7 protein-coding genes are annotated in these 15,163 nt (G+C 66.7%); 4 read left to right on the top strand and 3 right to left on the bottom strand.

Annotated features, from left to right (window positions below):
- Nucleotides 1-2: 2 nt before the first annotated feature.
- The 3 genes from H7841_09165 to H7841_09155 all read right to left on the bottom strand — a co-directional run bounded on the left by H7841_09165 (nt 3) and on the right by H7841_09155 (nt 7,801).
- Nucleotides 3-3,686 carry a PAS domain S-box protein gene (locus H7841_09165; GenBank protein ID MEO5337049.1) on the bottom strand — a complete coding sequence of 1,228 codons (3,684 nt, stop codon included), beginning with the start codon at nt 3,684-3,686 and terminating at the stop codon, nt 3-5.
- A 4-nt stretch (nt 3,687-3,690) separates the two neighbouring features.
- Nucleotides 3,691-4,815 carry an FIST C-terminal domain-containing protein gene (locus H7841_09160; GenBank protein ID MEO5337048.1) on the bottom strand — a complete coding sequence of 375 codons (1,125 nt, stop codon included), beginning with the start codon at nt 4,813-4,815 and terminating at the stop codon, nt 3,691-3,693.
- A gap of 94 nt (nt 4,816-4,909) precedes the next feature.
- Nucleotides 4,910-7,801 (bottom strand): M28 family peptidase, encoded by a 2,892-nt coding sequence (locus H7841_09155; GenBank protein MEO5337047.1) that lies wholly within the window; start codon nt 7,799-7,801, stop codon nt 4,910-4,912.
- A 385-nt stretch (nt 7,802-8,186) separates the two neighbouring features.
- Here H7841_09155 and H7841_09150 point away from each other — a divergent pair, with 385 nt between their 5' ends.
- The 4 genes from H7841_09150 to H7841_09135 form a co-directional block, all read left to right on the top strand.
- Nucleotides 8,187-10,811, top strand: coding sequence for a PAS domain S-box protein (locus tag H7841_09150; protein MEO5337046.1), 2,625 nt, complete (start codon nt 8,187-8,189; stop codon nt 10,809-10,811).
- A gap of 403 nt (nt 10,812-11,214) precedes the next feature.
- Nucleotides 11,215-12,987: a hypothetical protein gene (locus tag H7841_09145; GenBank protein ID MEO5337045.1), complete on the top strand. Its 1,773-nt coding sequence runs from the start codon at nt 11,215-11,217 to the stop codon at nt 12,985-12,987.
- A 12-nt stretch (nt 12,988-12,999) separates the two neighbouring features.
- Nucleotides 13,000-14,781: a hypothetical protein gene (locus H7841_09140; GenBank protein MEO5337044.1), complete on the top strand. Its 1,782-nt coding sequence runs from the start codon at nt 13,000-13,002 to the stop codon at nt 14,779-14,781.
- A partial coding sequence (locus tag H7841_09135; protein MEO5337043.1) for a biotin/lipoyl-binding protein occupies nt 14,778-15,163 on the top strand: 386 nt, incomplete at its 3' end. The genes H7841_09140 and H7841_09135, both read left to right, overlap by 4 nt.

The following is a 15,163-nucleotide window of genomic DNA, read 5'->3' as shown; positions in this document are numbered from 1 at the left end:
CTTCACCCCATGGCCTCGGGATAGGCCGTGCGAAGCTCCCTTTCCGCGTCACGGAAGGATTGGGCCAAGGCGTCTCCGAGTTCGGGAAGGCGGTCGCGGTCGCCGCCCCGGGCGGCATCCTCCAAGGCCTTGGCGACTCCTTGGACGCCGGCGATGCCGAGGGTGCTGGACACGCCCTTGAGGCTGTGGGCTTCCTTGGCGATGGCCGTCAGGTCGAGGGCCCGCAGGGCAACGGCCAGCTTGACCAGGCGATCTTCCGTATTCACCAGGAAGGATTTCACCAAGCGGGCCACCGGAGCCTTGCCCAGATCCTCCTCCAGATTACGCAGGACATCCCAGTCGAGAATGCCTGCCGCCTCGATGGCCTCGCGCGGCATGGTCTCCGGGGGCGGTGCCTCATTCACTCCCGTGAAGGTGGCGATGGCTTCCGCCAGCTTGTTCCGGTCCACCGGCTTGGCGATATAGCCGTCCATGCCGGCCAAGCGACATTTCTCCTCATCCCCCTTCATGGCGTTGGCGGTCATGGCGACGATGGGCACCCGGCTGGCATGGCCTGGCAGGGCGCGGATGGTTCGCGTCGCCTCGTAGCCATCCATCTCGGGCATTTGCACGTCCATGAACACGAGATCGTAAGGCAAGCTGCGCACGGCATCGACGGCCTCGCGGCCGTTGGCCGCCACATCGGCGCGGAATCCCAGCCGACCCAGCAAACCTACCGCCACCTCCTGGTTGACCGGCACGTCCTCGACCACCAAGATACGCAACCGGGATGCCCCGGGCGCCGCACCCACCGCCGACGTTGGGCTGCCTGTCCGGGGCGCCGCCTGCACGGTCCGGGCGTTGCTGGCGCTGACCAGCACGTCGAACAGGGCCGACTGGCGGATCGGCTTGACCAGATATCCATCGACGCCGACGCCGTCGATTTCCCTGCGGATATCCGCCCCCTGCAGGGAAGATGCCACGATCACGCAGAGCCCCTTGAAGGTCGGGTCTCCGCGCAACACGTGCAACAGATCGATGCCCGACATGCCGGGCATGTGCACATCGAGCAGAAGGGTCTGGAACGGGCGCCCCTCCTTGATGGCTTGGCGCAGAAATCCGAGCGCCATGGTCGCGTCTCCCGCCGCCTGGCAGGGCACGTCCCAGGATCCCAGCATGCGCAGGAACACCTCGCGGTTGGTGGCGTTGTCGTCGACCACCAGGACCCGCCGGTTCCGCAGGACGTCGGCCTGATCGGCCGGAACCTGACGTTGGGATTCGCCCACCTTCTCGATAGGAATCTCGAACCAGAACAGGCTCCCATCTCCGAGCCGGCTTTCCACGCCGATACGGCCGTCCATGGCTTCGACCAGGCGCTTGCAGATGGCCAGCCCGAGGCCCGTCCCGCCGTAGCGGCGGGCCGTCGAAGCATCGACCTGGGAAAAACTGGTGAACAGCCGATCGAGAGCATCGGCAGGAATACCGATTCCGGTATCCCGGACATTGAAGCGCAGCGTGTCGCTGGCACCGCCCGGCAGCACTTCCAATCCTACCGCGCCCTTTCCGGTGAACTTCACCGCGTTGCCCATCAGGTTGATGAGGATCTGGCGCAGTCGTCCGGAATCGCCCTGGTAAACTCCTTGCAAGGGCAAAGGCAGGTAGGAGGAAATCTCGATCCCCTTGGCATGTGCCCGCGGTGCCAGCAGATCGGCCACGCCTTCCACCAGATTCAGCAGATCGAAGGGCACCGACTCCAGTTCCAGCTTGCCGGCTTCCATCTTCGAAAAGTCGAGGATATCGTTGATGATGGCCAACAGGGACTCGGCGGACTCGCGGATGGTGTCGGCGAAGTGGCGCTGCTGGGTGGACAACTCGGTGTCCAGCAGCAGACCGGTCATGCCGATCACTCCGTTCATCGGGGTGCGGATTTCGTGGCTCATGGTGGCCAGGAATTCCGACTTGGCCCGGCTGGCGATTTCCGCTGCCTCCTTGGCGCGCTGCAGTTCCGCATGGGTTTGCTTCAGGTCGGCGATGTCGGTCACCAGGGCAAAGGAACCGACCATGGCACCTTGTTCGTCCAGCAGGGGCGAGGCGTTGAACAGGCAAGGCACGTTGGCTCCGTCCGGCTGGCGCAGTTCCACTTCATAGGCCCCGTGCTTGCCCTTGATGCGTTGTTCGACCTGGAAGCGGAAGACGGCGGCGTTCGCTTCGTCGACGAAATCGAAGATGCTCCGCCCGGCGATCTCCTCGCGCCGCCGGCCCAGGATGCGGCACATCGTCGGATTGACTTCGACCGTGCAGCCGGCGTTGTCGATCACCCAGAAGCCCTCGTTGGAAGTTTCCAGGATGCGGCGGATGCGGCGTTCGCTTTCCGCCAGGGCCTCTTCCGCCCGTTTGCGTTCGGTGATGTCTTCCTGCAGCGCGACGTAATGGGTGATCTCGCCCAAGGGCGAGACGATGGGCGCGATCAGCATGGAAGCCCAATAGAACTCCCCGTTCTTGCGACGATTCAGGAACTCGCCCCGCCACTCGCGCCCTTCCTGGATGGTCCTCCAAAGGGCCGAATAGGTATCGGATTGGGTATGGCCTGAGCGCAACATGTTGGTCGACCGGCCGATGGCTTCCTCCGCGTCGTACCCGGTAACCTCCGTGAACTTGGGGTTCACGTACTCGATGATGCCGCGGACGTCGGTGATGACCAGGATCGATGGACTTTGCTCGATCGCCGTGGTCAGCTTGCGCACCTGCTCGGCCACCGCCATTTCGGCCGTCACATCGGTGGCCGTCCCCCTGTAGCCCACGAAGGTGCCGTCATCGTCCACCAGGGGCGTGCCGCTGACCCGTAGATAGGCGGGATGGCCTGCTGCATCGCGGGTACGGTAGACGAAGTTGCGGAACGACCGCCGCGCATCGATGTCGGCCAAGTGGCTCAGGCAACCTTGCGGATCGTAATTGAAATCGAGGATTTCGTTGCGGGTCTTGCCGACGGCCCGATCGCCGCCGGGGCCCAGAACTGACTCGTAGTTGCCGAGGAAGCGGGTGAATCTCAGGTCGGCATCCATTTCCCAGAACCAGTCGGAGGAAGCCGACGCGAAATCGCGGAACCGCTGCTCGCTGTCCCGCAGTTCCTGTTGCGCGTGCCGACGCTCCGTGATGTCGCGCAGGATGCCGATGAAGCGCCGGCCATCGGCTCGCACCAACTCGCCCACCGCCAGCTCGATGGGGAATATTTCGCCGTTGGCGCGTCTGGCGGGAACCTCCCGTATGCGGCCGACCACCTTGGGCGGGCCACCGGCTCGGTAGTCGGCGATCCTGGCGTCGTGTTCCCCGGCATGGGGTTCCGGCATCAGAACCTTCAGGTTCTGGCCGGTCAATTCGGCGGAGGACACGCCGAACATGGCCTCCACCGCCTTGTTGGTTCCCTCGATGATACCATCTTCGCTAGCGATCACCACGCCATCGCCAACGTTCTCCAGCACCGTCTTGACCAGGTTTTCCGCCTCCTGGCGCACACGGGTGTTGGCGGTCCGCAGCTCATCCTCCATGAGTTGCAGCGCACGCTCCGACAGATGACGTTCGCGATCCGTCTCCTCGTAGGCTTGGCTGACCATGTCGAGCAGGCGCTCCAGGTCCGGCATACCGTCCTGCCGGCCACGTTGGGCACGCGCCAGTTGTCTTTCCAGCAAGGGGTGCCGCTTGGCGGCCATGGGATCAGACTTCGCCCAGGGTAGCGATGGTCATGGTCTGGTTGTGCAATTCGCAGCGATCGACAAATCCCAGCGGCGACAATTCGCCGTAGGAGTAGAAGCCGATCTGGCGGTTGTTCTCGCCCAGGCGGTCGGCCACGGCTTCCACCTCTTCGACGGTCCGCTGCCCGAGCACCAAGCGACGGCCGATGCAGCTCACCAGGATCGACAGGCGGTCGCCTTCCTTGGCCTCGATCTGGCCGGCGGCTTCCTCGGCGCCATCCACCAGCCGCTCGATGGTCGATCGCATGAGCTGAACGACGGCTCCCTGCGGGATATCGCCGGCGAAAGTCATGGAATGAGCGGATTCGTCGATGCCGACGATGGTCCGGGTGAGGGCCTGCCCGTCGCTGGTTTGCAGGCGCAGCGGGAATAGCAGGGCGCTGGCCGGCAGGCGCGCCGCTTCGTCGCCCAGGTAGCGCTTGTAGAGTTCCAGGGCCGGTTCGCCGTCCAGTTCGTAGAGCACGTTGCCGACCGAACGGGTTACCCGCCGTTCGGGCCCGAAGGGCAGCCAGCCGCCGAAACTGCCGCAAGAAACACGGAAGCGCGGACCGTAGAAGCCGGCCACCGCCACCACCCCCGGCGCTGCCTGGCCGGCATCCACGTAGGTGGTGCGGAAGTCCGCTCCGTCTCCGGCCAAGCCGCCGAAGATCGTGACCCCACCGCCGAATCCGGCTTGCAGACCCTTGATGAGTTGGGTGCCATTGACCTTGGTGCCGTCCGACAACACCAACACCCCGGCCAAATCCTTACGGTCCAGCTTGGCGGCCAGACGAGCGCCAACGGCTTCCGATTCCTCGCCGTCCGCGACACATTCCGACTGGATGGATATCCGGGTGTCGGAGAACCAGACGGCAGAAGCGACGACGCTGTCCTCGAATACCTCGGTACCCAGGATTTCCCCTCCGGTAGAGCAGCCCAGGGTGGGCGTGTCGCCGAAGCGCTCTTTCAGTTCGACGATCCGCGCCCCGTCACGAAATTGCTTCGGCGAGGCGAAATAGAACACCACATCGGGCTTTCGCCCGGCATCGCCTTCCCCCTCGGTCCGCCACCCTTCCTCGGCCGTCCAGCAAACCTGCATGATCAGCATGGTCCGTACCCCTTGCATCTGACCCACAGTCAGTATGCCCGTGGCTTCGGGGAATTGGCAAGGAGGGGAGAAGCCTCACTGTGTCTGGCTTTCGCTATTCCCGTGCCGCCGGCGTCACGGTCAGGGCGATCCGGGCGCCGGCGCGGAGTACGACCATCTCTTCCGGTTTGCCGGCCTTCAGCAGGTTGAGCACGTTGACGTAGTCGTAGATGGTCTCCAGGTCGGCGCCGGCCAGGCGGACGATCACGTCGCCCGCCGCCAGGCCGGCCGCTTCCGCCGGGCCGCCCTTGGTCACGCCGGACACCAGGACGCCCTTGCCGCCCTCGCGGGCGTAGTCGGGAATGGTTCCCAGGTAGACGTTGGACCGCTTGCGGCCTCCCTCGCCCTTGGGCCGGTCCTGGAGGACGTAGGCGGGGGGATCGGCTGCCAGGGCAAGTTCGCGGACCAGGCGCGCCATCAGGCGGGAGACGGCGGCCAGCCCCTCGTGATTGACCAGGTCGGCGGTGTCGCGGGGCGAATGGTATTCGCCATGGATGCCGGTATAGGCGTGCAGGACGGGGATGCCCTTGATGTAGAAGGGCGTGGCGTCGGATGGCAGGTAGCTGTCGTCCTTCAGGGTCACATCCAACCCCAGGGGCGGAGCGATCCGTTCGATCAGGCCACGCCAGGCGGGACTGGAGCCGGTGCCGAACAGGTTCAGGCGGTCGCGCAGGCGCCCCACCATGTCCATGTTCAGGTAGGCGGCGATGCGGCTGGGTGGTTCGGCTTCCTTGGCGATGCGGCCCAGGAAATGGCTGGAGCCCAGCACCCCCAGTTCCTCTCCCGACCAGGCGGCGAACAGGATGTCGCGCTTGGCCGGCAGGCGTCCCATGCGGGCCTGCAGGGTCAGGTCGCGGGCCGCCGCCAGCAGGGCCGCGACACCCGAAGCGTTGTCGTCGGCGCCGGGGTGGACTTGGCCCTTTTCGTCGTCGCGGGCGAGCGAGCCGCTGGTTTCCCCCCGTCCCAGATGGTCCACGTGGGCCCCCAGCACGACCGCCGGGGCGTCCGCCCGACCGCCGGCATGCAGGCGGGCCAGGACATTGCGTCCCGAACGCGCCTCGCGCAGCACGTCGGTGGTGGCGGCCAGCATGACGCCGGGCAGGTCGAAACCGGGCAGGGGTTCGCCCTTGTCCAGGCGGCGGGCCAAGTCATGGGGGGCGGCGTCGGCGGCCGCCAGAAGGCCGCTTGCGGTCGCCGCGTCGATGGCGATGCCGGCCAGACTGGAAAGACCGCCGGAAGGGTCGTAGGCCAGCCGTACCAAGGGGTCCTTGTAGGGGATGCCCGGCGCCGGGGCGACGATCAGGCCGAGAGCGCCCTTGCGGCGCGCCGTGGCGGCCTTGTAGGGCAGTTCGGCGTAACGGGCGAGGTGCAGCTTGCGGGCGGGTTCCAGGTCCTGGGGCAGGTCGCGGAAGACCAGCACCCATTTGCCGGCGACGTCCAGCCCGGAATAGGAATCGAAGGCCGCCTGGGCGCCGTCGGCGGGGGCGTCGATGCCATGGCCGGCGAAGGTGACGGGCGCCGGGCCGGTCGTGCCGGTGGCGGCGAAAGCGAGCGGTCGCCAGGTCTTATCGGTTTCGGGCGCCGGCACTGCGGGGGCGCCCATGACTTCCAGGCGGTTTCCCGGCCCCAGCGAGACGCCTGCCGTGAAGGTGAAGGGCTGGAACCAGGTGCCGTCGTCGCCCGCCGGCTCCAGCCCCAGGGATTCGAAGACCTGGGCGACGTAGGCAGTGGCCAGGGCTTCCCCGGCGGTACCGGCCAGGCGGCCCCCGAAGGCGTCCGAGGACAGCCGCTCCACATGCCGACCCAGGTCGCGGTCGGCGACTGGCGGCAGCACCAGGGGGGCGGCCGGCCGCCGCGTCCAGGGTTTGGCGATGCCCAGCAGGCGCCGCGCTTCGGCGTCGTTCCAGTCGGCTTGGAAGATCTGCGGCTTGCCGTCGGCCGTCCGCCCGCTGGTCCAGGCCAGCCGATGGCCGTCGGGGGCGAAGGCGGGCAGGCCGTCGAAGCCCTCCTTGTCGGTGACCCGCACCGGCTCGCCGCGGCCTTCGGCATCGACCAGGAACAGTTCGAAATTCCCGTGGCCAAGCTTGTTGCTGGCGAAGATCAAGTAGTCGCCGGAAGGATGGAAGAAGGGCGCCCAGGAAATGACGCCCTGCCGGGTGAGCTGCCTTTCGCCGGTGCCGTCGGCGTTCATGGTGAATATTTCGGCCTTGGAGCCGTCCTCGGCGAAGCGGCGCCAGGCGATCTTCTCGCCGTCGGCGCTGAAGAAGGGACCGCCGTCGTATCCGGGGGCGGAGGTCAGCCGCCTGACATCCGAGCCGTCCGCATTCATGACGTAAAGGTCCATGAAATGGGACTTGTCCTTCTCGAAGCGCGCCTTTTCGTCCGGCGACAGTTCGCGCACATAGGCGTCGCGGTTGGAAGCGAAGACGATGCGCGTTCCGTCCGGGGAATAGGCGCCTTCGGCGTCGTAACCCGGCGCGTTGGTCAGGTGCTTCCAGGTGCCGGCGGCCAGGTCGTACTGGACCAGTTCGTATTCGGCGTCGTAGTCCCAGGCGTAGCGGCGCTTATCTCCGGCCGCCCGGCTGCCCAGTTCCGCCTTCTGCTTGGCGGCTGCTTCCGGATCGCCCTGGGTGGAAGCGAACAGCACCCGCCGGCCATCCGGATGCAGCCAGCCGCAGGTGGTCTTGCCGAGGCCCGGCGAGACCCGCCGCGTGGCGCCGGTCGCCAGGTCCATCACGTACATCTGGTAGAAGGGGTTGCCGGGCTCCCGCTCGCTCTGGAAGACCATCTGGCGGCCGTCGGCGGAAAAATAACCTTCCCCCGCCCGCGCCCCGGCCAAGGTGACCTGGCGGATGCCGGACAACAGCGCTGCCTCGCCCTGGGGCTCCTCCGCTGGTGCGGAGGCATTCCAGGCCAGAAGCAACGTCGCGGCCAACAGGACCCGCATCAGGCCGCCACCGTGACCGCCAGCGGTCCGTCCCGCCATCCGCCCGACGGGGCGGCGGCGACTTGCAGCCGGGTAGGGGATGCTCCACGCATCGCGATTTCTCCCCGGTCCACCGACATCCCTCTGGGATGCGGTTCGTATTCCTTGGATTTCGACTAAGGTTTAATCGTCTATGGATGTACAGGAGGGGTGCAGATTCCGCAACCTGGATGGGGGCCCTTGTCGCTGACAGACGGTATGTCGCTGACAGACGGTATGGCGATTTCCCCATTTTTCCTGTAGAGTTTTTCCAGAACAAAGAAACGTCTAAGGTCCCGGAACTCTCGGATGGGGCGGACTCGGTCCGTCGTCTCCCGTCCCGGTCGGGGTCGGGGATGCCAAAGGGATGGGATTGACGAAGGTCGCCTTGCGACTTGCGGTGATCGTCTTCGGGGTGGAAAGCCTGTTGATGGCTTTCCTCGTCCTTGGCGTGCCCGGATGGCTTTCGGCGTGGCAGGAGGTCCTGTTCGACGCGCTGGCCCTGCCGGTTCTGGTGGTTCCCTTGGCCTATTTCTGGGTCGTGCGCCCCTACGGCGTCGACCAGGCGCGCAAGGAGCGCGACTTGCTGGAGGAATTGCGCCAAGCCAGCGAGCAACTCCGCCAGAGCAGCGATCGCCTGACCCACAACCTGGCCTACCAGCGCGTCCTGAACGATGTCCTCGCCTTGTCCCTGCATTCCCTGTCCCTGGACGAGATGCTCCAGAAGGCCCTGGAATTGATCGTCGGTGTCCCCTACCTGTCCCTGGACCAGAAAGGCGGCATCTTCGTGGTTGAATCGCCGGGGATGCTGACCATGCGGGCCCAGCATGGCATCGGCCAGACGATACTGGATTCCTGCGCTCGGGTTCCCTTCGGCACCTGCCACTGCGGTCGCGCCGCCGCCACCGGAAAAGTCGTCTTCTGCAACGAGGTGGACCACGACCATACCATCACCTACGACGGCATGCCGTCGCACGGCCATTACTGCGTACCGATTGCCAGCGGCGCCAAGCTGCTCGGGGTCCTCAACATCTATGTCGCCGCCGGCCACCCCCGGTGCGAGGAGGAGCAGCGCTTCCTGGAAACCATGGCCAGTGGGTTGGCCGGCATCGTCGAGCGCAAGGCGGCCGAGGAGGAACTCAAGCGTAGCGAAGCCCGTTTCCGGTCGGTGATCGACACGGCCCTCGATTGCATCGTGACCATGGACTCGGAAGGCCGGATCGTCGAGTTCAATCCGGCTGCAGAGCATACCTTCGGGTGCCCGCGCGACAAGGTGATCGGCAAGCTTCTGGCCGAGACCATCATTCCCCCGGCCCATCGTGCGGCGCACGACGCGGGCCTGAAGCGCTTCATCGCCTCCGGGAAGGGACAGGCGCTCAACAAGCGCCTGGAACTGACCGCCCTGCGCTACGACGGCAGTGAGTTCCCGGTGGAACTCGCCATCACCGTGGTCCACAACACAGGCGAAAAGCCATTCTTCACCGGCTATCTGCGCGACATCACGGCAAGGCGGACGGCCGATGCCGCCATCGAACGCCTGGCCCGCCAGAACAAGCTACTGCTCGATTCGGTCGGCGAAGGCATCTATGGGCTGGACACCCAGGGCCGCGCCACCTTCATCAATCCCATCGGCGCCCGCATGCTGGGCTTCGATGCGGCGGAACTGCTGGGGCGTCCCATCCACCCGATCATCCATCACAGTCATGGCGACGGCAGCCCCTATCCAGCCGACGATTGCCCGAATCACGGTTCCTACCGGAAGGGCATTACCCACGAGATCAAGGGCGAGGTCTTCTGGCGCAAGGACGGGACATCGTTTCCGGTCGAGTACTTCTCGACCCCGGTGCGCGAGGATGACGGCAGCCTGGTGGGGGCCGTCGTCGTGTTCCGCGACGTTTCGGAACGCATGGCGGTCGAGGATGCGGTCCGGCGCGAACGGGATTTCGTCCGCACCGCCATCGACAGCCTGCCGGGCATCTTCTACCTGATCAGCGAAGGCAACCGATTCCGGCTGTGGAACCAGAATCTCGAGATCGTCAGCGGCTACAGCAGCGACGAAATTGCCCATATATCGCCCGTCGATCTGTTCCCGGACCCGGAACGTCCCAAGATCGCCGCGAAGATTGCCGAGGTTCTGGAGAAGGGCCACGCGGAAACCGAAGCTCCGCTGCTCACCGCCGACGGACGGCTCATCCCTTATTATTTCACCGGACGGCGTTGCGACCTGGGAGCGGAAGGCTGCGTCATCGGCATGGGGCTCGACATCGCCAAACGCAAGCAGATGGAGGAGGACCTGCTGAGTTCCAACCGGGAACTGGAACAGTTCGCCTACGTCGCTTCCCACGATCTCCAGGAGCCGCTACGCATGATTTCGAGTTATACGCAGCTTTTGGCCCGCCGCTACAAGGGTCATCTGGATCACGACGCCGACGAGTTCATCGCCTTCATCGTCGAAGGCTCCGGGCGCATGCAGCGGTTGATCCGGGACCTGCTGGAGTATTCCCGCGTCGGTACCCGCGGCCAGAAGATCGAGCCCACCGATTTCAATCCCGTGCTCCAGGAATCCCTGGAAAACCTTCGTGCGTCCATCACGGAATCGGGGGCGGTCGTCGATGTCGGCGTCCTTCCCACCCTGCCTGCCGATCGTTCCCAGGCAATTAGCCTGTTCCAGAACCTGATCGGCAATGCGCTCAAGTACCGAACGCCCGATGGTCGGCCGGAAATCCGGATCGAGGCCCGTCACTGCGGGGGAGATTGGATTTTTTCCGTGCGCGACAACGGTATCGGCATAGCGCCGAAAGACTTCGACCGCATCTTCATGATCTTCCAGCGCCTGCATGACCGTCGGGAATACCAAGGCACCGGCATCGGTCTGGCGGTCTGCAAGAAGATCGTCGAACGGCATGGCGGCCATATCTGGGTCGAATCGACACCGGGCCGAGGCAGCACCTTCCTGTTCAGGCTTCCGGCCGGGCGGCACGGGGCCTGTTAGCGACACGCCATCAAGCTCACCCTTGACGGAACCTCACTGCCGCTTGCTGCATGACATCCGTCACCGGGGGGGCAATTACGATTTCTGAATCGGCAACCACCCCGCCCCCGTCCTAACCCGCGGCCATGCCAATCCCCTTGACGCCGATGGGCGGCGCTTGGGAAAAGGAAGGGCTTGGGCTAAAGTCATGGATAGTCATAACTACCTCCGTAGAAGGTCAGTTATGGTCAGGGCGGGCGGCGGTGTTGACGCACCCCGCCGGTCCACATCCGCGACAACGGACGGGCACGGGGCCTAGTGTAGATCGAAACCTTGCAGCGTGCCATCGCGAAAGGCGCAGAAACCCGCCTTGGCAGGACTCTCCGCCCCCTGGGAACGGCTGGGCGCGAGTTGCGGAGGAAGCATGACGACGAGCTATCTCGCGGTGGCCCTGTTCGTGGCCCTGATGCATGGGGCGCTGGCCGGGGGCGGCGATCCCGCGGACTGGGGAAGAATCGTCGGCGACGGCGACAGCTATCTTCGCTTGCTTCGCGTCACCCGGTGGCTGGAAACCGGCCTTTGGTACGACAACCTGATTCCCGGCGCCAATGCCCCCTTCGGCCTGGTCATGCATTGGACCCGGCCCTTCGACGTCCTGCTGGCCGTTCTGGCGGCGCCCTTCCTTCCCTTTCTGGGCCTTTCCCAGTCGGTCCATGCGGCCGGCGTCCTGGTCAGCCCCTTGCTGCACGTCCTGACGGCCGTGGCCCTGGTCTGGGCGCTGGCACCGTCGATGGGGCGCGTGGGGGCGGCGCTGGCGGGCGGTCTGAGCGCGTTGCAGGTGGGACTGGCGAAGCTGGGCGGCTTCGGCATCGCCGACCATCATTTCCTGTTTCTCCTGCTGACCGTGCTGGCCCTCGGATTCGCCCTTCGCACCCTGGTCCGACCTTCTTCGGGGGCCGGCGAGGCCGTCGCCGCGGGATTGACCTTCGCCCTGGGCCTCTGGGCCGGGCCCGAGATGCTGGTCTTCCTGGCGCTGGTCCTGGTCGTGCTGGGGCTGGTCTGGGTGGCGGGGGACCCGGCGGGGGCGGGGCGGCTGCGGGCGCTGTCCCTGGCCCTGTTGGGCGGACTGGCGCTCGCCCTGCTTCTCGACCGGGGCTGGACGGGCTTCGGGCTGGTCGAGCAAGACCGGATTTCCGCCATCCATCTCGTTTTCGCCCTCCTGGTATCGGTGGCCTGGGCGGTCCTGTCCGGGCTGGAGCGCCGGGCCCCTTGGCTGGCCCATCCGTCCCGGAGGCTGGCGGTCGCGGCGGTCGCGGCGGTTGCCGTCGCCGGCGCCATGGCGGCGATCTTTCCCCAGCTTCTTCTGGGCCCGAAGGCGGCCTTCGATCCGGAGACCTTCCTGATCTTCGAAACGGTCGAGGAATATGCGGCCATCGACGATATGGGAAATTTCCTTGCCTACCTGGGGGCGGGTCTGATCGGCCTGCCCGTGGCCTACCTCAGGCTGCGCGAGGAATGGGGGCGGCCGGCCTTCCGGGCCTGGTGCCTGCTGGCGGCGGCGCTCGCGGTCTATATGGTTCTCGCTCAGAGTTTCGCGCGCTGGGCCGTCTATGCGGAGATATTCGCCTGTCCCTTCCTGGCCGAGGCGCTTCTGCGTCTCGATCGCTGGCTGGAAGCCCGGCCGGCCCGCCTTTGGCGCCTGCCGGCCAAGCTGGCTGGCGGGTTCGGGCTGGCGGTCGGGCCGCTGCTGCTGGGCGGCCTGCTGGTGCCCGAGGCCGCAAAGGGGGTGTCCTGCCCGACCGCCCGTCTGGTGGAACTCCTGGGCGAGGAGAAGGCGGGGCCGGGACCGCATACCGTTCTTGCCGCGGCCAACGACGGACCGGAGATTCTCTATCGGACCGACCATTCCGTGGTCGCCACGCTTCATCACCGCAACAAGGAGGGGATGCGGGACAGCCTGCGCATCCTGAGAGCCGAGGACGAAGGAGAGGCGGGGGCCGAACTGCGTCGCCGCGGCATCGACCTGATCGCCCTGTGCCCCGGATCGCGCGGCAACCATTTCGCCCGGCCGGGCGATAAGGGGCGCCCCGACCTGTTCTACCGGCGCCTGGAAGACGGGCGGGGACCCGAATGGGCGCGGGAACTTCCCCTGCCGTCCGCCTTGCCCTTCCGCCTGTTCCGGGTTGTGTCCGACTAGGAGGTGCCGACGATGGAAGGTAAGCCTTCGCGTAGCAGGTTATTGCCCGGACTGGCGGCGGCGGCCTTCGTCGCCATGATCCACGGCGTTCTGGTCCTCGCCCAGGACCCGGCCATGGTCTTCGAGCGCTTCGCCGACGGCGACGGCTATCTGCGCCTGGTGCGCGTCCTGAATCTGGCCGAGACGGGCAACTGGCTGGATGGCGTCGAGCGGCGTGCCAACGCTCCCTTCGGCTTCGAATCCCATTGGACGCGACCGCTGGACGTTCTACTGCTGCTGTTGGCGATGCCGCTCGAACCTTTCCTGGGGCCGGCCCGCGCCATCCATTGGGCGGGCTTGGCGGTCAGTCCGCTCGTGCACGTATCGACAGCCCTTGCCCTGGCCTGGGCTGCCGTTCCCTTGCTGGGGCGCGCCGGGGCGGCGCTGGCCGCGGCGATCGGCGTCACCCAGATGGGCACCATGGCGCTGATGGGCTGGGGGGTCGCCGACCACCATGCCCTCTATCTGCTGACCGTCGTCCTGGTGCTGGGCGCCTTGACCAGATCCTTCGGCCCCGCGGAACGGGGCGGGGCCGTGGCGGCGGGCTTCGCCATCGCGTTCGGCCTGTGGGTCGGCGTCGAGTTCCTGGCCGTCCTGGGGCTCGCGCTGGCCGTCTGCGGCCTGGCCTGGGTGGCCGGCGAGCCGCGGGGGGTGGAAAGGGCGCGGGCCCTTTCCCTGGCCTTCCTGGCCGGCATCGGCATGGCCTTGCTGGCCGAACGGGGACCGGCCGGCCTGGCGGTGCTGGAGACCGACCGCATCTCGGCCCTTCACTTGGTTCTCGCGGGACTGCTCGTCCTCGCCTGGGAGGTTCTCGCCCGTTGGCGGCCGGACGGGCCCGTCCGCCGGCTGGGCGCGGGGCTGGGGACCGGGGGGGCGGTTCTCGCGGCGCTTCTCGTCTTGTCCCCGCGGCTGGTTCCCGGCACCGTCGGCGACATCCCGGCCTTGGCAGAAGGCGTCCTGGTCCAGATCATCGAACACCAGCCCGTCGGCGGCTTCGGCGGCTTTCTCGTCTATCTCGGCTCGGGCCTGCTGGCCCTGCCCATGTTGGGACGGCGGCTGTGGCTGGTCCGGGGGACGGAAGGGTTCTGGCCCTGGATGTTCGTCGCCGCGGGGACCTTGCTGTTCGGCGCGATGACCGTGGAATGGCTGCGCTGGGCTTCCTACGCGGGGCTGTTCTTCTGCCTGCCGCTGGCCGATTTGGTCGGCTTCCTGGACCGCCGCATCGACACCTGGCGGAGCCCCGGCCTGCGCACCGCGGCCCGTCCGCTCATCGTCCTGGGCCTGTTGGCCGCACCGCCCGTCGCCGGAGCCATCCTTCAGGAAGCCAACGGCGAGAAGGACGTGCCCAGCCAGCAGTTGGGCTGTGGCTTCGGCGATCTGGCGCGGGTCCTGGGAACCCGGCCGCGCATCGTCCTCACTGATGTCAATATCGGCGCCGAGATCCTCTACCGCACCCCCCATGCGGTGCTGGCAACCCTGCATCACCGCAACCACCGGGGCATCGCCGATTCCGTCCTTATCATGCGGGCCGAGGACGATGGCGAGGCCAGGCGGCGGATGGCGGAGCGGGGGGTGGACAGCATCCTGATTTGCTCCGATTATGGCGGCAACCATTTCGCGCGGCCGGGCGACGGCGACCGTTCCGGCCTGCTCTACCGGCGCTTGCTGGAGAATCGGCCGCCCGACTGGCTGCAGGAGGGCGAGCGTCCATCCGGGACGGCCTCCGGATACCGGCTGTTCGAGGTCAGGCCATGAAGAAGGCGATCGCGGCGATCATCGTGCTGGCGGCGGCCGCCGGCGGGGGGGGCTGGTACTGGCTGGGCAAGCGCGCCGCCCAAGGCGACGGCCTGACCCTCTACGGCAACGTCGAAATCCGCCAAGTCAACCTGGCCTTCAACGTCGAGGGCCGCCTGATGGAACTGAAGGTGGAAGAAGGCGACCGGGTGGCGGCCGGACAACTGCTGGCCCGTATCGACGGCGGTCAGTACGAGGACGCTGTCCGGCTGGCAGAAGCCCGCCTGGAAGCCCAGAAGGCCCAGGTCGCCAAGCTGGAAAGCGGCAGCCGGCCGGAAGAAATCGACCAGGCCCAGGCCGAAGTCGCCCAGGCGGAAGCGACGGCCGTCAACGCCCGTTCCAC

Source organism: Magnetospirillum sp. WYHS-4 (assembly GCA_039908345.1).
Lineage (GTDB): Bacteria > Pseudomonadota > Alphaproteobacteria > Rhodospirillales > GLO-3 > JAMOBD01.
Note: the sequence above shows the minus strand (reverse complement) of the source record. Positions and strands in the feature narration are given on the sequence as shown.

Coding starts and splice junctions, on each gene's coding strand:
- H7841_09160 (MEO5337048.1), bottom strand. CDS start 4,815: ATGCTGATCATGCAGGTTTGCTGGACGGCCGAGGAAGGGTGGCGGACC.
- H7841_09150 (MEO5337046.1), top strand. CDS start 8,187: ATGGGATTGACGAAGGTCGCCTTGCGACTTGCGGTGATCGTCTTCGGG.
- H7841_09145 (MEO5337045.1), top strand. CDS start 11,215: ATGACGACGAGCTATCTCGCGGTGGCCCTGTTCGTGGCCCTGATGCAT.
- H7841_09155 (MEO5337047.1), bottom strand. CDS start 7,801: ATGCGGGTCCTGTTGGCCGCGACGTTGCTTCTGGCCTGGAATGCCTCC.
- H7841_09165 (MEO5337049.1), bottom strand. CDS start 3,686: ATGGCCGCCAAGCGGCACCCCTTGCTGGAAAGACAACTGGCGCGTGCC.
- H7841_09140 (MEO5337044.1), top strand. CDS start 13,000: ATGGAAGGTAAGCCTTCGCGTAGCAGGTTATTGCCCGGACTGGCGGCG.